This is a genomic window from Streptomyces sp. NPDC039480, from assembly GCF_055597165.1.
This window is the reverse complement of sequence record NZ_JBVITX010000008.1, coordinates 430778-448911: the sequence shown is the minus strand read 5'-3', so window position 1 is coordinate 448911 and position 18134 is coordinate 430778. Positions and strand designations below refer to the sequence as shown.

The window sequence follows — 18134 nt, the reverse complement described above, 5'->3', positions numbered from 1 at the left end:
GTCTCCGTAGGTCTCCGTAGGGGAAGGTCAGCCGGTCTTGGGGATGACCTGGATGTCGAGGTCGATCGTGATGCTGTGCCCGACGGCGGCGATACCGCGCGCGAGCATCGTCTGCCAGGTGATCGTGAAGTCGTCGCGGTGCAGCTCGGTGGTGGCGCGGCAGGCGACACGGGTCTCACCTTCGAGGCCCTTGCCGATGCCGAGGTACTCCGTGTCGAGCGTGACCGTCCGCGTCACGCCGTGCAGCGTCAGGCCGCCGGACACCGCCCAGCGGCTGCCGCCCTTGTGCACGAAGCGGTCGCTGTAGAACTCCATCGTCGGATAGCGCGCCACGTCCAGGAAGTCACCGGACCGCAGATGGTCGTCGCGCATCGTGACCGCGGTGTCGATGGAGGCCGCGTCGATGACGACGTGCATCGCGGACTCCTCCATCCGCTCGCCCAGCCTGATCGCACCCGCGAAGCTGTTGAACCGGCCGTGGATGCGGGCGAGCCCGATGTGCCGCGCGGTGAAGCCGACCGAGGAGTGCAGCGGGTCGATCTCCCAGTCACCGGGCTCGGGGAGCGCCGGGGGCGGGGCGACCTGGAGCGTGACATCGCCGAGCGAGGCGTGCGCGTCCTCCGCGACCGTGGCGCTCGCCCGGTACGGAGTGAACCCCTCCGCCGAGACCGCGAGGCGGTAGTCCCCGGCCGGAACAGCGGTGACGAACGATCCGAAGGGATCCGTGCCCCCGCTGACGACCTTGCGGCCCATGGCGTCGCTGACGGCGAACTCCGCGTTCCGCACGGGTTCGTTGACCGGGTCCAGCACCCGGCAGCTGAGCACCCCCGCACTCGACGGAACCGTCAGCGCCGACAACGGTCTCGTCCGTCCAGCCAGATTCGTACGGTTTCCCAGCCAACGGCCGAACACGTGCGACACACCCCCGCCTTGCTTGACAACACCACAACACCTGCAAACTGCAACGAAGAGGCATTCGATCACCGTTGCGGCTTTCGATGCAACACGGACCCAGATCACGGGAATGCTGCCGATGCGCCGCGAAGTGTCGCGACTGGCCCGAATTGGCCCTCCCTCCTTCACATCTTGCCTGCTCACGACGGGGTTCCCCGCGGTAGCCACCACGCGGGGCGGGGGCCTGGGGCGGGGCGGAGCCCCGGGCGGCTGCGGAGGTGGCTCGGTGCTCGGTGCTGCTCAAGGCGGCCGGGTGGCCACTTCGAGCCGTGGCGCCGACCGGGAGCCCGACCCCACCACCGCGATCGCCCCCTGCGTGTCCGTACGCAGCACCTTCGCTCCCCCGGCCCGCAGCGCCGCCATGGTGACCGGCGACGGATGTCCGTACGTGTTGTCGGCGCCGCAGGAGATGAGGGCCAGCCGCGGTGCCGCCCTGCGCAGGAGCTCCGGGTCCTGGTGGGCGGAGCCGTGATGGGCGACCTTGAGCACATCCACGGAGGCGAGCGACGCGGCGGCCGGCGTGCGCAGCAGGGCTCGCTGGGCGGGCGGCTCCAGATCCCCGAGGAGCAACAGGGTCAGTCCTCCCGTCCGCACGAGCAGCGTGACACTCGCGTCATTCGGCCCCTCGGGTCGCGGCACCGGCCCCGCCGTGGGCCACAGCACCTGCCAGTCCAGGGGGCCCGCACGGCGCCGCTCCCCCGCCACGGCCGGGGCCACCGGAACTCGTGCCGCCGCGGCCTGCCTCCGCACGAACGCTGCCTGCTCCGGCGGCTCCTGGAACCCCGTCGTCTGGATCTCCCCCACCGCTCGCCCCCGCAGCACGCCCGGCAGGCCCGCGACATGGTCGGCGTGAAAGTGCGTGAGCAGGACGAGCGGCACGCGCGTGATCCCGAGCGAACGCAGACAGCGGTCCACGGCCACCGGGTCGGGCCCCGCGTCGACCACCACCCCCGCGCCGTCGCCCGCCGCGAGCACCATGGCATCGCCCTGCCCGACATCACACATCGCCATGCGCCATCCCGGCGGCGGCCAGCCCGCGATCACCCGGGTGACGGGCGGAGGCTGAACGATCACGAGGAAGAGCAGCGCGGCACAGGCCATGGCGAGCCAGGGATGCCGGATGATCCTGCGCCCCACCAGGACGAGGACGACCGTGGCCACCGCGAGCAGCAGTCCGCCGCGCCAGCCGTCCGGCCAGTCGACCCCGCTCCCGGGGAGCGCCGCACCGGTGCGGGCGATCCCCGCGATCCACTCCGTGGGCCAACCCGCGCCCCAGGCCAGCGCCTTGGCGACGGGCATCGCGACCGGCGCCGCGGCAAGCGCCGCGAAGCCGAGCACGGTGGCGGGCGCGACCGCGAACTCCGCGAGGAGGTTGCACGGCACCGCGACCAGGCTCACCCGCGCCGCGAGGACCGCCACGACGGGCGCGCACACCGCCTGCGCCGCCGCCGCTGCGGCCAGCGCCTCGGCGAGCCGGGGCGGGACCCCTCGGCCGCGCAGTGCGGCCCCCCAGCGCGGCGCGAGAGTGAGCAGGGCGCCGGTGGCCAGGACGGAGAGCAGGAACCCGTAACTCCGGGCCAGCCAGGGGTCGTACAGGACCAGCAGCAGAACCGCCGCGGCGAGCGCGGGAATGAGGGACCTGCGCCGCCCGGTGGCGATGGCGAGGAGCGCGATCAGCCCGCACGCCGCGGCCCGCAACACGCTCGGGTCCGGCCGGCAGACGATGACGAACCCGAGGGTGAGCGCCCCGCCCAGCACCGCCGTCGCCCGCAACGGAATGCCCAGCTTCGGCGCCAGACCGCGCCGCTCGACCCGCTGGGCGGTGCCCTGCGGTCCGATGAGCAGGACCAGGACGATCGTGAGGTTCGCGCCGCTGACCGCGAGCAGGTGTGTGAGGTCGGTCGCCCGAAAGGCCTGGTCCAGCTCGGCCGGCACCCGTGACGTGTCCCCGATGACGAGCCCGGGGAGCAGCGCGCGGGCGTCGGCCGGCAGACCGTCCGTGGCCTCGCGCAGCCCGCCCCGCAACTGCCCCGCCAGCCGCTGCGCACCGGACGGCGCCCCGACCACCCGCGGCGCCCGCTCCCCCGACACCCGCAACACCGCCGCGACCCGACCCCCCTCCCGCAAGGGCGGCGCCAACCGGGCCTGCACCCGCACCCGAGCCGACGGCAACAACCCAAGCCACCCTTCCCCGGGCTCGGCCCGTCGCTTCACCGCCACGTCACCGGTACCGACACCGGCCCCTCGCTCCACGGCCACGTCGTCGGAGCCGGCTCCCCGCTCCACCGCCCCGTCATCGGAGCCCGCTGCCCGTCCCACGGACACGTCGCCGGACCCGCCGCCCCGAAGCACTCCCACATCACCGGAGCCCGCTCCCCGCTGCGCCGCCCCCTCCCCCCTGCCCTCGCCCCTCGCGGAGTCCGTGCTCCCCGGTCGTACGACGACCAGGACCGGCGTGCGCGTCGCGGTTGATGTGCCGTCTGCCTCCCTGACTCGTACGACCTCGGCGTTCAGGACGATCGCGGGTGGCATCGAGTGCGCACGCGCGACGGCGGGACGGGAGCGGCGGGGGTCGGACGTGACCTTCAGCTCCGCTTCCACTTCCGCGTATTCACCGGCCAGCACGGGGACGGGCCCACGGCGCAGGTCCGCGCCGTGCAGAGCCGCGGAGACTGTCGCCCCGGCGGTGCAGAGCAGAACCGCGGCCGCCGACAGCCTTCCCCACTGCCTCCGCCGCGTCCGCTCCCGCCGCCCCACCGTCCACGCCACCATCAGCGCTCCGGCCGCGAGCACGCAGACCGTCACCGTGGCGACCACCCACCGCGTCGGGGCGTCCAGCATCAGTGCCGCCGACCCCCATGCCGCGAGCGCGGGCGGCACCAGTCGGAGGTCGGCCGGGCCTTCCTGCCGGGGGTTCGAGGCACCGAGCCGGTGGCCCGACGCGAGGTGAACTGCCGGGCGCGTCATGGCCGTACGAGATCCTGGAGATCGGCGAAGCGCCGGTCACCGATGCCGTTGACCTCGCGGAGCTCTTCGACGGAGCGGAAACCGCCGTGCTCCGCGCGGTAGTCGAGGATGTGCTGCGCCAACACGGGGCCGACACCGGGGAGTTCGTCGAGCTGCTCGGCGGTCGCCGTGTTCAGGCCGATCGGGCCGGTGGCAGCCACCCCGCCCACTCCGCCCGCCCCACCCACTCCTGCCGCTCCCGCCGTTCCTGCCGCTCCTCCCACTCCCGCCGCCACTCCCGCGCCTACACCCGCCGCGCCCGCTGTGGCGGCTCCTCCCACCAGCAGCTGTTCGCCGTCCATGAGAAAACGCGCCCGGTTCAGACCGTCCGTCTTCGTGCCGGGCCTCACCCCGCCGGCGGCCCGCAGAGCGTCGGCCACCCTGGACCCGGCGGGCAGCCGATGCACCCCGGGGCGGCGGACCTTCCCGCTGACGTCCACGACAATCACGTCCGCGGCACCACCGGCGGCCGTCGCACCACCCGGGCCGCCCAGACCGCCCGGACCGCCCCCGCTCCCCGAGGCCCGCCCCGCCTGCGCCGCAGGACCCGGCGACGGAGCCGGTTCCGCGCCACGGTCAGTGGCGGCGCCCGCCGCACGCACCACCTCGGGCGGCCGCACGGGCTGGGCCCGCCCCGACCAGAAGTGCTGCACCGCGAACACCGCCGCGACGGCGAGGACCACCACGAGGGCGACCACGCTGCGCCGCTCCAGACCGCACCGCGACTGCAACCACACCGGCAGCCGCTCCCGCAGGGCGAGCCCCATTCGCTCGCGCCGCGAAGGACCCGGCCCGACCTCCTCACCCGAGTCAGGCGGCTCCCCCACCTTCGCCCGCACCCCCGCTTCCGCCTCCCGCGCCCACCCCGGCACGGGGGCGGAGACCGGAGCCCCGCCCGCCACCAGCTCGGCGTCGGCAGCCGCTACGTCCAGCCGCGGAGACCCCGACAGTCGTGAGGATGACTGCGGCTCGGCGAACAGGCTTTCCGCCCGCAGCCGGACCGCCTCCGCCGAGGCGACCGGGGCGACCGAGGCGGCCGGGCCGGTCGAGGCTCGTCTGCGGCGGGCCCGCTCACGGGCCTGACGGTGGTGCGCGCGGCCGTCGGACGCGGGAGCGCGGCCGGGTCCGCTCGTCGCGGAAGCTGTCCTGGAAAGTGATCGAATCGCCATGCCGACGACGTTAGGCACAGCGGGAAAAAGTTGTTGATCTTGCTCAATTTCCGTGGATTACTCGGCAGTTGTGGATATCCCCGTCACCCACACGAGGGACCTCACCGAGGCGAGACCACAGCTCCCAGCAGCCCCGGCCCGGTGTGCGCCCCGATCACCGCGCCGACCTCGCTGACGTGCAGGTCGGCAAGGCCCGGCACCCGCTCCCTGAGCCGCTCGGCGAGCACCGACGCCCGCTCCTGCGCCGCCAGATGATGGACCGCGATGTCGACCCGGCCGCTGCCCGCGCGCTCGACCACGATCTCCTCAAGGCGGGCGATCGCCTTCGACGCCGTCCGCACCTTCTCCAGCATGTCGATGCGTCCGCCGTCCAGCTTGAGCAGCGGCTTGACGGCGAGCGCGGAGCCCAGCAGCGCCTGTGCGGCGCCGATGCGGCCGCCTCTGCGCAGATAGTCGAGGGTGTCCACGTAGAAGTACGCGGATGTGCCGGCGGCCCGCTTCTCCGCGGCTGCCACCGCCTCCTCCACCGAGTCGCCCGCCTCCACGGCCTGCGCCGCCGAGAGGGCACAGAAGCCGAGGGCCATCGCGACCATGCCGGTGTCCACCACCCGCACCGGCACGGGCGCTTCCTTCGCGGCGAGGACCGCGGCGTCGTACGTACCGGAGAACTCGGCGGACAGGTGCAGCGAGATGATGGCCGTGGCGCCCGCCTCGGCCGCCTTCCGGTACGTCTCGGCGAAGAGCTGGGGGCTGGGCCGGGAGGTCGTCACCGACTTCCGCTTCTGCAGCGCAAGCGCGAGCGAGCGGGCCGAGATCTCGGTGCCCTCCTCCAGCGCTTCATCCCCGAGGACCACGGTCAGGGGCACCGCGGTGATGCCGTGCCGGTCCATCGTCGGCTGCGGCAGGTAGGCCGTTGAATCCGTGACGATCGCGACATGGCGGGACATGAGCTGGAGATTACCTGTCTGCGCCGCCGGGTGGCAGCCCGGCCCCCGCGCTCCTCAGGTCGTGCTCTCCGGCTTGGTCTTCTTCTCCCACGGATACGCCGGCCCGGCGGTCGGCGGGGTGATCGCGGGCCGCGTCGGCTCCCGGTCCGTCCGCCGGGTGGACCCGGACGGCTCGGACCTGGCCTGTTCGGCGTCCTTGCCGGTGTCCGCCGCGGGCTCGGGCCACGCGGCGGGGGGAACCTCGGCGGACGACGGCTCCGTCGTCCAGTGCCGCAGGGCGCCCGCCTCCATGTCGATCTGCGTGCTCAGCGAGTCCAGGTCGTCGGCGGCGAACCGGCGGGCCCGGTCGCGCGCCGACCAGCGCAGGGAGTCGGCGGCCTTCTTGATCTGCTCCGTGCGCTCCCGCAGCTCGGGGAGCCGCTCGGCCAGGGCGGCCTTGTCCGGGTCGCGCTCCAGGCGCCGGAGGTCGTCGTCCAGCTCATGACCGTGGACGCTGAGCCGGTCGAAGAGCTGCAGGGTCTCCTTCAGCGACGCGTCGTCGGCGGCGCCCGCCTGTAGGACGTCCTGCGTGGCGCGCATCGAGGTGCGCAACGAGAGGCGCAGCTGGGCCACTTCGGCGGCGGGGCCGACCGCGAAGCTCTTCGCCCGCAGCGTGGTGTCCTCCACCGTCCGGCGGGCCTCCTGGATGGTGCGGTCCACGCCCCGCTTGGCCGCCCGGACCGCCTTCACCGTCAGAAAGACACCCAGCACCAAGAACAGCACGAAAAGCAGCGCCACGATCGCGCCCACGGCTTCCATGACGCTCCTCTCCGCATCCGGTCCAGTCCAGCGCACGCCGGCGATGTCCGCCTCGGCGCCTCCTCCACCGTAAACGGAGAAGGCAGGTCGGAGGTTCCAGCGGAACCCCCAACCTGCCCGTAAGGGAAGACCCCTATGCCGCTCGGCGCGTGCCGTTACGCACGGCCCGGCGCGTGCCGTTACGCGGGAACGATGTTCACCAGCTTCGGCGCCCGCACGATCACCTTGCGGATGCCCGCGCCGTCCAGCGCGGCCACGACCCGCTCGTCGGCCAGCGCGACCTTCTCCAGCTCCGCGTCGGAGATCGACGGGGAGACCTCCAGGCGCGCCTTGACCTTGCCCTTGATCTGCACGACGCAGGTCACGGACTCGTCCACGACGTACGCCGGGTCGGCGACCGGGAAGTCCTGGTGGACGACCGTCCCGGTGTGGCCCAGCTTGCGCCACAGCTCCTCGGCGATGTGCGGGGCCAGCGGCGCGATCAGCAGCACCAGACGCTCCGCGACGGACCTCGGCACCGTGCCGCCCACCTTGGTCAGGTGGTTGTTCAGCTCGGTGATCTTGGCGATGGCGGTGTTGAACCGCATGCCGTCCAGGTCCTGGCGCACGCCGTCGATCGCCTTGTGCAGGGCGCGCAGGGTGGCCTCGTCGATGTCGGCCTCGGCGACGTCAGCGACGGTGACCTCACCGGTCGACTCGTCGACGATCAGGCGCCACAGCCGCTGCAGCAGGCGGTACTGGCCGACGACCGCGCGCGTGTCCCAGGGACGCGACACGTCCAGGGGGCCCATCGCCATCTCGTACAGGCGCAGGGTGTCCGCGCCGTACTCGTCGCAGATCTCGTCCGGCGTGACCGCGTTCTTCAGGGACTTGCCCATCTTGCCCAGCTCGCGCTTGACCGGCTCGCCCTCGAAGAAGAACTTGCCGTCGCGCTCCTCGACCTCGGCGGCCGGCACCGGGAAGCCGCGGCTGTCCCGGTAGACGTACGCCTGGATCATGCCCTGGTTGTACAGCTTGTGGAACGGCTCGGCCGACGAGATGTGGCCCAGGTCGAACAGGACCTTCGACCAGAAGCGCGCGTACAGCAGGTGCAGCACCGCGTGCTCGGCGCCGCCCACGTACAGGTCGACGCCACCGGTGGGCTGCCCCTCGCGCGGGCCCATCCAGTACTGCTCGACGGCGGGGTCGACCAGCTGCTGGTCGTTGCGCGGGTCCAGGTAGCGCAGCTCGTACCAGCACGAACCGGCCCAGTTGGGCATGGTGTTGGTCTCGCGGCGGTACCGCTTGGGGCCGTCGCCCAGGTCCAGGGTGACGTTGACCCAGTCCTCGTTGCGGGACAGCGGCGTCTCCGGAGAGGTGTCCGCGTCGTCCGGGTCGAAGGTCCGCGGGGAGTAGTCGTCGACCTCCGGCAGCTCCAGGGGCAGCATCGACTCGGGCAGCGAGTGGGCGATGCCGTCCTCGTCGTAGACGATCGGGAAGGGCTCGCCCCAGTACCGCTGGCGGCTGAACAGCCAGTCGCGCAGGCGGAAGTTGACGGTGCCCTCGCCGATGCCGCGGGTGGCCAGCCAGCCGGTGATGCGGGCCTTGGCGCTCGCCACGTCCAGGCCGTCCAGGGAGATCTCCTGGTTCGAGGAGTTGACCAGCTTCGCCTCGTACGAGGAGAAGGCGTCGTCCCACGTCCGGGTGTCGGTGCCCCTGTCGTCGGACGGCTCGACCACGCAGCGCATCGGCAGGTTGAAGGCGCGCGCGAAGGCGAAGTCGCGGCTGTCGTGCGCCGGGACGGCCATGATCGCGCCGGTGCCGTAGCCCATCAGGACGTAGTCGGCGATGAAGACGGGGACCTGCTCGCCGCTGACCGGGTTGGTGGCGTAGACGCCGGTGAAGACGCCGGTCTTCTCCTTGGCGTCGGCCTGGCGCTCCACGTCGGACTTCGAGGCGGCGAAGGCGCGGTACTTGGCGACGGCCTCGGCCGGGGTGGCGTGTCCGCCGGTCCACGTCTCGTGGGTGCCCTCGGGCCAGGCCGCGGGGACGACCTTGTCGACCAGGTCGTGCTCGGGCGCCAGGACCATGTAGGTCGCGCCGAACAGGGTGTCCTGACGGGTGGTGAAGACGGTGATCGCGTCGCCTTCGGTGCCCACGGGGAAGTTCACGCGGGCGCCTTCGGAGCGGCCGATCCAGTTGCGCTGCTGCAGCTTGATGGCGTCGGGCCAGTCCAGCGCGTCCAGGTCGTCCAGCAGCCGGTCGGCGTACGCGGTGATGCGCATGTTCCACTGGCGCAGCTTGGCCTTGAAGACGGGGAAGTTGCCGCGCTCGGAGCGGCCGTCGGCGGTGACTTCCTCGTTGGCCAGGACGGTGCCCAGGCCGGGGCACCAGTTGACGGGCGCGTCGGAGGCGTAGGCCAGGCGGTACTGGCTCAGCACGTCGGCGCGCTCGGCGGCGTCCAGCTCGCTCCACGCGCGCGTGGCGCCCGGTACGGCACGGTCACCGCTCTCGAACTGCGCGACCAGGTCGGCGATCGGGCGGGCCTTCGCGGCGTCGGCGTCGTACCAGGAGTTGAAGATCTGGACGAAGATCCACTGGGTCCACTTGTAGTACTCGGGGTCGATCGTCGCAAACGAGCGCCGCTTGTCGTGCCCCAGGCCCAGTGCGCGCAGCTGGGCCTTCATGTTCTCGATGTTGGCCTCGGTGGAGACGCGCGGGTGGGTGCCCGTCTGCACGGCGTACTGCTCGGCGGGCAGGCCGAAGGCGTCGAAGCCCAGGGTGTGCAGGACGTTGTGTCCAGTCATGCGCTGGAAGCGCGCGAAGACGTCCGTGGCGATGTAGCCCAGCGGGTGGCCGACGTGCAGGCCCGCTCCGGAGGGGTACGGGAACATGTCCATGATGAACTTCTTGGGCTTGCCGACCAGCGCGGTCCCGGCCTCGTCCCGCGGGGCCATGTCGCCGCTCGGGTTCGGCGCCTCGTAGGTGCCGTCGGCGTCCCAGAAGTCCTGCCAGCGTGCCTCGATCTCGGCGGCCAGAGCGGCCGTATAGCGGTGCGGCGCGGCCACCTCGGAGGCGGCAGCAGAATTCGTCTCGCTCATGATCCTCAAAGCTCCATCGATCGTCTCTGCCTACGGAATTGACCGTGCTGGCCAAATGAAAAAGCCCCTCGCACAGGAGGGGACGCCGCGCCGATTCCGACCGCGATTCACCGGCGGTCGGGACTGATCAGCGCGGCCCGCTAAGCAGAAGGCGTACGGCACGCATGGCGTCAGGGTACCGCAGCCCTCCCGCGGCCCGCGACGAGCTTCCGCCCACGCCGCCCGGCGCCCGGATACCGCCCGCTCGCCAACCTTTGGCCATGGGTTACTCCGCGTACCGCCCACTATCGGGGCAACACCAAGATCGTGTCGCACTTTGATAACAACGCAATAACTCAAATCCCGTACCCACCGGTATGGAGCGACTTAGCATGCGGCGGGACCGAACCATTTCGGAGCCGCCCCCATGAACCCTCTGCACCTCCACCGCAAGAGTGCTCTGCTCGGTACCGGAGCCCTGCTGCTGATACCCCTGCTCGTCCTCGCGGGCAGCGACGGCCTGCGGGCCGCCCTCGACTTCACCACCGGCGTCCTCTCCCTGGTCTGCCTGACCGCCGCCGTCGTCTGGGGCCTGGTCGCCACGGACCGCCTGTTCCTGCATCCGCGCCAGCGCCTGCTCGCCCAGGCCGTGCACCGCACCACCGCGATCGCCTCCGTCGGCTTCCTGCTGCTGCACGGCACCGTCAAGGTGGCACTTGACCACGTGTCGCTGTTCGGCGCCCTCATGCCGTTCGGACTCGGTGTCTCCGGCAGCGCCGGACTCATCGGCCTCGGCTCGCTCGCCGGCATCCTCATGATCGCCACGGCCGTCACCGGCGCCCTGCGCAGCGCCTTCGCCTCTCCCGCGCGGATCGCCTCGCGCTGGCGGGCGCTGCACATGCTCGCCTATCCCGCCTGGTGCGCCGGGCTGGTCCACGGCCTGTACGCGGGCCGCCCGCCCGCCGGATGGGTGATCACGCTGTACGCCCTGTGTCTGGTCGGTGTCGCCGGTGCCGTCGCGCTGCGCGCGGCGCCACGCCCGGTCAAGCGGAAGGTCGCCGCCCGGATCCTCGCCCTGCTCGAACCGGAACGCGACGCCTCACCGCGTCCGGAACGCGACTCCCCCCTCCGGCCGGAGCCGCCCGCGCGGGACACCGCCTCCGCCCCGCTGCCCGGCACGACCTCCCCGACTCCCTCCTCAGACCCGGTCGCCGGCATCTCGGCCGCCTACCGCGCGCTGACCCCGACCGTTCCCCCGCACCCCACCGTCCCGCCACCCCGCACCGACCCCACCGGCCGCTGGCCCTCGCCCTCCCCGCCACCACCCGCCGAATCGCCCTACATCGCGCCCCCGCCCACGTACGACACCACCCCCCAGCCCGTCTACGACCCCTCGTACGACGCGCCCCTCGACCCCGCGTACGACAGCGGCCCCGCCACCCAACCGCTGCCCCGGCCCTTCCAGGCCCCCGGCGCGGGCGAGCCCTGGAACGCCGCCACCGGAGGCCACCCGTGAACGCCCCGCTGCCCGATGTCCCGGAAGTCCGCGTCGTCGGCCTGCCCCTGCTCACCTCCGGCTTCGACCTGGTCGAACGCCTCGATCTCGCCATGCACCTGAAGGTCCACGGCCCTCTGGAACCCATGGCGGGCGAACCCCTCGCCCGTCTCGCCGAGCACATCGCGCTGCGCGGCCGGGGCGGCGCGGGCTTCCCCTTCGCCCAGAAGCTGCGGGCCGTCGCGGACGCGGCGATACGTCGGGGTGTACGCCCCGTGGTCGTCGTCAACGGCAGCGAGGACGAGCCCGCCTGCCGCAAGGACACCGTCCTGATCAACCGCGCCCCGCACCTCATCCTGGACGGCGCCCTGCTCGCCGCCGAGGCCCTGGGAGCCCGCACGCTGGTCGTCGGCGTGACCCGCGACTCCACCGAGAGCTCGATGCGCACCGCGCTGGCCGAGCGCGGCCTCGGCAACCGGCGCGGGCCCGCCCTCCGCGCGCGCGTGCAGCGCAATCCCGTACGCATGGTCACCGGAGAGTCCTCCGCGCTCGTCCGCTCGGCGGACGGCGGACCTCCCCTGCCACCGGGCCGCAAGGTGCGGACGGCCGACTCCGGAGTGGGCGGCGCCCCCACCCTGCTCTCCAACGCGGAGACCTTCGCGCAGCTCGCCGTCGCCGCCCGGGCCGGCGCCGACCGCTACTGCCGCACCGGCCTGCGCGACGAGCCGGGCACGGTCCTGTTGACCCTCTCCGGAGCGGTCGCACGGCCGATGGTCGTCGAGGTCCCCACCGGAGTGCCCTTGCGGTACGTCCTCGAACTCGCCGGCGCCCCCGCGCTCCCGCAGGGCGTGCTGACGGGCGGCTACCACGGCAGATGGCTCGACGGCATGACGGCACACGACGCGGTCGTCTCACGCGCCGCCCTGGACGCCTGCGGGGGTGCGCTCGGCGCGGGCGCGATCCTGCCGATCGGCGCGGGCACCTGCCCGCTCGGGGAGTCGCTGCGGGTCGCGCACTGGCTGGCCGCAGAGAGCTCGGGCCAGTGCGGCCCCTGCTACCTCGGACTCCCCGCGGCGGCCCGCGGCCTCGCCGACGTCCTCCAGGGCGGCGGGCCCACCGCTCTCGAGGCGCTGCGCGAGGTGACCCGGGCCGTGAAGCGGCGCGGCGCGTGCAAGCACCCGGACGGCTCGGCGGCCTTCCTGGAGTCGTCGATCTCGGCGTTCACGGACGACCTGGCGGCGCACGTCCTGGGCGGCGGCTGCGGTCGCCCCGTCGAGGGAGTCCTGCCCCTCCAGGCGGACGCGCCCCGGGCGGAGGCTCCCAGCGGCCGCACGCTCGCCGTCGACTGGACGCTCTGCCAGGGCCACGGGCTGTGCGCGGACATCGTCCCCGAACTCATCCAACTGGGCCCGGACGGCTTCCCCTCGGTGGCGGAGGCATCCGTACCGCGCTACTCCGAAGCGCGCGCCACCCGCGCGGTGCGCCGCTGTCCCGCGCTCGCGCTGCGCATCGAGGAGGCCCCTAAGACGGCCCTTCCCGCACCCCGGACGCTGCCGGCCGCGCTCCCGCCGGGCCGGGGCCGCCGCGCACTCGGCAGCGGCAGACAGTAGCGACGGCAAGAAGGGTGTGACCACGAAAGCCGTGACAACGAAAGAGCGGGCCACCCGATCCGGGTGGCCCGCTCATATCCTGTGGAGCTAAGGAGAATTGAACTCCTGACCTCCTGCATGCCATGCAGGCGCTCTACCAACTGAGCTATAGCCCCTTGCTTGTCCGCCCGGTTTCCCCGGCGGCTCCGCCAACATTACACGGTCATACCCGTGCTCCACCAAATCGTTTCCGGTCTGGGCGGATAGCGGTCGATACGCCCGGTACTGTCAGCCTTCGTGACCGTGCCCGTGACCGCGACCGCGCTCGCCACCGCCCGTCGCCGTGTGCCGCTGGCCGCCGGGGGCTGTCTGCTCTCCCTCACGGCCTTCTGGATCGCGCAGCGCGCCGCCGACGTCTCGATGATCGACCTGATGGTCTACCGGGCCGAGGGCGAGACGGTGCGCGCGGGCGGCGACCTCTACGCGCTGCGTGCCACCGACGCCCAGCTGCCCACCACCTACCCGCCGTTCGCCGCGCTGCTCTTCACCCCGCTCACGCTCCTGGACCCTGCGGACATGCGCACGCTCGCGACGCTGGGCAACCTGCTGCTCCTGATCGTCTTCGTGCACCTCTCCCTGCGACTGGTCCACGGCGAGCGGCACGCGCGCGTGGAGAGCGTCCTGTGGGCGTCCGCCCTCGCCGTCTGGTGCGAGCCGGTGTGGACGACGCTGCGCTACGGGCAGATCAATCTGCTGCTGGCCGTGCTCGTCCTGTGGGACCTGACCCGGCGCCCCGGTCACCGCTGGGCGGGCGTGGGCATCGGGGTGGCGGCGGCGGTCAAGCTCACGCCCGCGCTCTTCGCGGTGTTCCTGCTGCTCACGGGGGCCGTGGAGGCCCTGCGGCACGGGCCGTGGCGGGCGGCCGTGCGGCACGCGTGCGTGGCGGCCGGCTCCTTCGCCGGCGCGACGGTCCTCGCGGCCGCCGTCCTGCCGTACGACTCGTGGCGCTTCTGGACCCGCATGGTCTTCGAGGCGGGCCGGGTCGGGTTCGCCGAGGACACCGCGAACCAGTCGCTGCGCGGCGTCCTGGCCCGTCTCCTGCACACCGGGGAGCCCGGCGCCCACTGGGCCTTGGCCGCCGCCACGGTCGGCGCGCTGGGCCTCGCGGTCGCGGTGGCAGCCGCGCTGCGCGGGGAGCGCGCCCGGGCCGCCCTCGCCTGCGCGGCCACCGCGCTCCTGGTGAGTCCCGTGTCGTGGTCGCACCACTGGGTGTGGTGCGTGCCGATGGTGCTGCTCCTGGGCGCGGAGGCGAGGCGCCGGGGCGGGCGGCGGAGGTGGGCGGCCGTCGGGGCCGCGTCTCTGGTCTTCTGCTCGTACGCCCTGTGGTGGGTGCCGCACGGCGAAGGACGGCTCGAACTCGCCCAGAACCATGGCCAGATGACGCTGTCCGCCCTCTACGTAGTGACCGCTTTGGCGTTTCTTCTGGTGACGGCAGTGGCGGCAGTGAGGACAGTGACGGCAGTGGGGACAGCGGGGGTCACGCGGTCGCGAACGAGTAGAACCGTTTGAGCGTGCAGTGTTCGTCCAGCAGCCGACCGTAGATCGGCTCCCCTTCGAGCTCGCGGTACGTCTCGATGGGGTCGCCTTTTATGATCAGCGCCCGTGCGCACTCCTCGCACCAGTACTGATACTCCTGGTTGACCGGTTCCATGTCGCGGACGATCGGTGTGCCACTGCCGCACCAGTCGCATTTCCGCCTGTGTGCACCCATCGATCAGCTCCAGCTGTGGCCGCAGGCGGTGCATACGTACGAGATTCCGCCGTTGTCACCGAGCACTTGAGCGACGTGGGACGAGCCGCAGGAAGGGCAGTCGAGGAGCGTGCGGGGCACGGGCCGTTCTCGTACGTCCGCCGCTTCGGAGAGGCGGTCGACCTCTCCGAGGATGCTCGCAGGCATCGCGCTCTCCCTCCCGTCGGGCTGCGTCCCCTTCCGGCCGTCCGATTCTGCCACGGCACGAGCGACCCGGTCAGCGACGCATGCGTACCAGTCCGGACACGGCACCCGGTGGCGGGCGGCGGAAAAGGAAAATCCCGCCCCCTGGTGGGGACGGGATTTCCGGGACTGTGGAGCTAAGGAGAATTGAACTCCTGACCTCCTGCATGCCATGCAGGCGCTCTACCAACTGAGCTATAGCCCCTTGTGTTCTTCCCGCTCGGCGGGCGAACAAGAAGAACTTTAGCCTGCGACCAGCCGGAATGTGAAATCCGGGTCAGTCGTCGTCGCCGAGCACCGGTTCCGGCAGCGTGCCGGCGTTGTGCTCGAGGAGGCGCCAGCCTCGCGCGCCCCGGCCGAGGACCGACCAGCAGCAGTTGGTGAGACCGCCGAGCCCCTCCCAGTGGTGGGGCTCGAGGCCGAGGAGACGGCCGATCGTGGTGCGGATCGTGCCGCCGTGGCTGACCACCACCAGCGTGCCGTCCTCGGGCAGCTTCTCGGCATGGCGCAGGACGACAGGGGCGGCCCGGTCGGCCACCTCGGTCTCCAGCTCTCCCCCGCCCCTGCGCACCGCCTCGCCGCGCTTCCACGCGGCGTACTGCTCGCCGAAGCGGGCGATGATCTCGTCGTGCGTCAGGCCCTGCCAGTCACCGGCGTACGTCTCCCGGAGGGACTCCTCGTGCGTGACGGCGAGGCCGGTGATCGCGGAGAGCTCGGCGGCGGTGGCCGCCGCGCGCTTGAGGTCGGAGGCGACGATGGCGTCCGGCTTCAGGGAGGCGAGCAGCCGGGCGGCGCGCTTGGCCTGGGCGACGCCCGTCTCGGTCAGCTCGATGTCCGTGGAGCCCTGGAAGCGGCGCTCCAGGTTCCACGCCGTCTGGCCGTGCCGCCACAGGATGATCCGGCAGCCGCGGTTGCTCACCGCAGCTCCCCGTCCAGGTCGGCCTCCTCCGCGGCCCGCTGCTCGGCGTGCTCGGCGGCCTTGCCGCGGGTGGCCTTGGCGTCCTCGGGCAGGCCGATCTCGGGGCAGTCCTTCCACAGGCGCTCGAGGGCGTAGAAGACACGCTCCTCGCTGTGCTGGACGTGCACCACGATGTCCACGTAGTCGAGGAGGATCCAGCGGGCGTCGCGGTCCCCCTCGCGGCGGACCGGCTTGGCGCCGAGCTGCTTGTTCAGCTGCTCCTCGATCTCGTCGACGATCGACTTGACCTGGCGGTCGTTGGGAGCGGAGGCGAGCAGGAACGCGTCCGTGATCGACAGCACGTCGCTGACGTCGTACGCGATGATGTCGTGCGCGAGCTTGTCGGCCGCCGCCTGGGCGGCGACGTTGATGAGCTCGATGGAGCGGTCCGTGGCGGTCACTAGAGAGCTTTCCTTCGGCTGGTGGATACACCCCAAGGGTCTCACGGACCGCCGACAGCGCCCCAGACGATTACGTCACCGCCTCGGGGCGCTCCCCGGTCAGCCGGTCCGGTAGTCCTGGCCGAGGACCACGGAGACGTCCGCGTTCGCCGCCGTCTTCCCCTCGCGAACCGCGCTCGCGGGCAGGCCGAGGGTCTTGGCGACCTCGGTGGCCTGCGCCTTCTTGCCCGCGTCGGCGTAGGTGACCTGCGAGGTGGGCCGGGCCGCTGCGCCCGTGCCGCCGTCGATGAAGGTGTAGCCGCCGTTGACCAGGGAGACCCGGGCGTCCTCGCCGGCGGTCTTCTTCCCCGAGGCGTTCTGCACGCCGACCCGCAGGGCCGCGCCCTTCTCCGGGCTCTTCACCGTCCCGCCGAGTACGTCCTTGACCACGGTTTCGCCGGCCTGCTCGGTCAGCGTGCCGTCCTGCCGCACCGGCAGCAGCGACGTCTTGTAGTCGCCGCCCTTGGCGCGGTCGGCGAGCCTGGCGAGGAAGGCGCCGAGATCCTTCTCCGCCAGCGAGGGGTCGAGGATCTGCGCGAGGGACTGCACGGTGGTCGTGGCCGCCTGCGGGTCCGAGGAGAGCTTGCGCAGGATGCCCTGCATGACCTCTCCGAAGCGGTTCAGCTGGTCGGTCTCCGTCTCGCCGGGCGCGCGGTAGGTGGCGTACGCGACGGCCATCGGCCCGCTCAGGGTCTGCTGCTCGCCCTTCTTCACGAGGGGCGCCTCGCCCTTCTTCGCCTTGGGGTCGGGCACGTCGGTGTTCGTGTCGATGTCGATGTTGCCGACGAGTTCGACGAGGTTGTTGAGGTACGGGGTGTCGAGGCGCCAGGTGCCTTCGACCTGGGTGCCGAGCACCGTGTCGATCGACTCGCGGGTGCCGGTCGAGCCGTCGTCGTCGACGGACTTGCCGAGCGTGGTCGCCGTGCCGTTGTCGTCCGTCACGGCGAGGGAGTTGGGCAGCAGGACGGTGGCGCCCTGCTTGGTGGTGGTGTTGTTCACCAGGAGCGCGGTGGAGGTGCCCTTGCCCTTGGTGTTGTGCAGATGCAGGACGATCACGTCGCGCTTCTGCGGTCCGGTCGCCGCGGCCGCGCCGTCCTCGCCGTCCGACTGGCCGGGCAGCAGGCCCGCGGACCACAGGTAGCCGACGCCGCCCGCGATCACCAGGGCGAGGACCACGACGAGGGCGACGACCCGGGACCGCCCGCGCCGCTTGGCCTCCTCGCGCCGCTCGGTGCGGCTCTCGGTGAACTTCAGCCAGTCGATGACGTCTTCGGAGTCCTCGTCCGGCTCCTCGATGAAGGAGAACTGCTCGGTCTTGTACTCGGGCGACGGTGCCGGTGACGGGGACGGTGACGGTTCCGGTTCGGGCGCACGTTCGGGTTCCGGAGCAGGAGCCGGAGCCGGAACGGGAGCCGATTGCGGCTGATATTGCTGCTGCTGAGGGACCCAGGCGGTGTCGTACCCCTGCTGCTGACCGCCCTGACCGCCCGCGTACGGGTCGTACCCATACCCGTACCCCTGGTACTGCTGAGGCACCTGCGGCTGCTGCTGCACCTGCGGCTGCTGCTGCACCTGCGGCTGCTGCACCTGCTGGTACACCGGCCGCCCGTACTCGTCGTACCCGACGACCTGGTACTGGTCGGCCGCGTACTCACCCGCGTACTCGCCCGCATACGGGTCGCTGCCCGCATAAGGGTCGTACTGTCGGTCGTTCACCGGTGCCCCT

Annotated in this window: 14 protein-coding genes and 2 tRNA genes; 3 read left to right on the top strand and 13 right to left on the bottom strand. The window is 72.2% G+C overall.

The features are described 5' to 3' along the window. Positions 1–27 precede the first annotated feature (27 nt). From ACZ56E_RS26105 to leuS, 6 genes are all read right to left on the bottom strand, one after another. Positions 28–912: a YceI family protein gene (locus tag ACZ56E_RS26105; RefSeq protein WP_471217791.1), complete on the bottom strand. Its 885-nt coding sequence runs from the start codon at positions 910–912 to the stop codon at positions 28–30. Positions 913–1194: 282 nt separating this feature from the next. Then, on the bottom strand, positions 1195–3921 hold the full coding sequence (locus tag ACZ56E_RS26100; RefSeq protein ID WP_471217746.1) for a ComEC/Rec2 family competence protein: 2727 nt from the start codon (positions 3919–3921) through the stop codon (positions 1195–1197). After that, complete coding sequence (locus ACZ56E_RS26095; RefSeq protein ID WP_471217744.1) at positions 3918–5129, bottom strand: ComEA family DNA-binding protein; 1212 nt, start codon at positions 5127–5129, stop codon at positions 3918–3920. The genes ACZ56E_RS26100 and ACZ56E_RS26095 overlap by 4 nt, the downstream gene beginning before the upstream one ends. 101 nt (positions 5130–5230) lie before the next feature. Beyond that, positions 5231–6076 carry a DegV family protein gene (locus ACZ56E_RS26090; RefSeq protein WP_471217742.1) on the bottom strand — a complete coding sequence of 282 codons (846 nt, stop codon included), beginning with the start codon at positions 6074–6076 and terminating at the stop codon, positions 5231–5233. 54 nt (positions 6077–6130) lie between these two features. After that, positions 6131–6874, bottom strand: coding sequence for a hypothetical protein (locus ACZ56E_RS26085; protein WP_471217740.1), 744 nt, complete (start codon positions 6872–6874; stop codon positions 6131–6133). 179 nt (positions 6875–7053) lie between these two features. Further along, the gene (gene leuS, locus ACZ56E_RS26080) at positions 7054–9954 is read right to left on the bottom strand and encodes a leucine--tRNA ligase (RefSeq protein WP_471217738.1); all 2901 of its coding nucleotides are present in this window, start codon (positions 9952–9954) and stop codon (positions 7054–7056) included. Positions 9955–10360: 406 nt separating this feature from the next. On the opposite strand from leuS, the gene ACZ56E_RS26075 reads away from it, so the two are divergent. Together ACZ56E_RS26075 and ACZ56E_RS26070 are read left to right on the top strand one after the other, a co-directional pair. Beyond that, positions 10361–11449, top strand: coding sequence for a hypothetical protein (locus tag ACZ56E_RS26075; RefSeq protein WP_471217736.1), 1089 nt, complete (start codon positions 10361–10363; stop codon positions 11447–11449). Then, on the top strand, positions 11446–13038 hold the full coding sequence (locus tag ACZ56E_RS26070; RefSeq protein ID WP_471217734.1) for a ferredoxin: 1593 nt from the start codon (positions 11446–11448) through the stop codon (positions 13036–13038). The genes ACZ56E_RS26075 and ACZ56E_RS26070 overlap by 4 nt, the downstream gene beginning before the upstream one ends. 82 nt (positions 13039–13120) lie before the next feature. On the opposite strand, the gene ACZ56E_RS26065 is transcribed toward ACZ56E_RS26070, so the two are convergent. After that, positions 13121–13193: transfer RNA gene (locus ACZ56E_RS26065), tRNA-Ala, on the bottom strand. A 121-nt stretch (positions 13194–13314) separates the two neighbouring features. On the opposite strand from ACZ56E_RS26065, the gene ACZ56E_RS26060 reads away from it, so the two are divergent. After that, the gene (locus ACZ56E_RS26060; RefSeq protein ID WP_471217732.1) at positions 13315–14586 is read left to right on the top strand and encodes a glycosyltransferase 87 family protein; all 1272 of its coding nucleotides are present in this window, start codon (positions 13315–13317) and stop codon (positions 14584–14586) included. Here the strand turns inward: ACZ56E_RS26060 and ACZ56E_RS26055 are convergent. The 6 genes from ACZ56E_RS26055 to ACZ56E_RS26030 all read right to left on the bottom strand — a co-directional run bounded on the left by ACZ56E_RS26055 (position 14555) and on the right by ACZ56E_RS26030 (position 18124). Then, complete coding sequence (locus ACZ56E_RS26055; RefSeq protein ID WP_306334254.1) at positions 14555–14788, bottom strand: hypothetical protein; 234 nt, start codon at positions 14786–14788, stop codon at positions 14555–14557. The two genes, ACZ56E_RS26060 and ACZ56E_RS26055, sit on opposite strands and share 32 nt — an antisense overlap. A 3-nt stretch (positions 14789–14791) precedes the next feature. Beyond that, a complete protein-coding gene (locus tag ACZ56E_RS26050) occupies positions 14792–14974 on the bottom strand; it encodes a hypothetical protein (protein ID WP_362995749.1) in 183 nt (60 codons plus the stop codon). A gap of 168 nt (positions 14975–15142) precedes the next feature. Beyond that, positions 15143–15215: transfer RNA gene (locus ACZ56E_RS26045), tRNA-Ala, on the bottom strand. 72 nt (positions 15216–15287) lie between these two features. After that, the gene (locus tag ACZ56E_RS26040; RefSeq protein WP_468601087.1) at positions 15288–15929 is read right to left on the bottom strand and encodes a histidine phosphatase family protein; all 642 of its coding nucleotides are present in this window, start codon (positions 15927–15929) and stop codon (positions 15288–15290) included. After that, positions 15926–16369, bottom strand: a complete 444-nt coding sequence (rsfS, locus tag ACZ56E_RS26035) for a ribosome silencing factor (protein WP_398297710.1) — start codon at positions 16367–16369, stop codon at positions 15926–15928. The genes ACZ56E_RS26040 and rsfS overlap by 4 nt, the downstream gene beginning before the upstream one ends. Positions 16370–16468: 99 nt before the next feature. Continuing rightward, on the bottom strand, positions 16469–18124 hold the full coding sequence (locus tag ACZ56E_RS26030) for an LCP family protein (RefSeq protein ID WP_471217729.1): 1656 nt from the start codon (positions 18122–18124) through the stop codon (positions 16469–16471). Between the last annotated feature and the right edge of the window lie 10 nt (positions 18125–18134).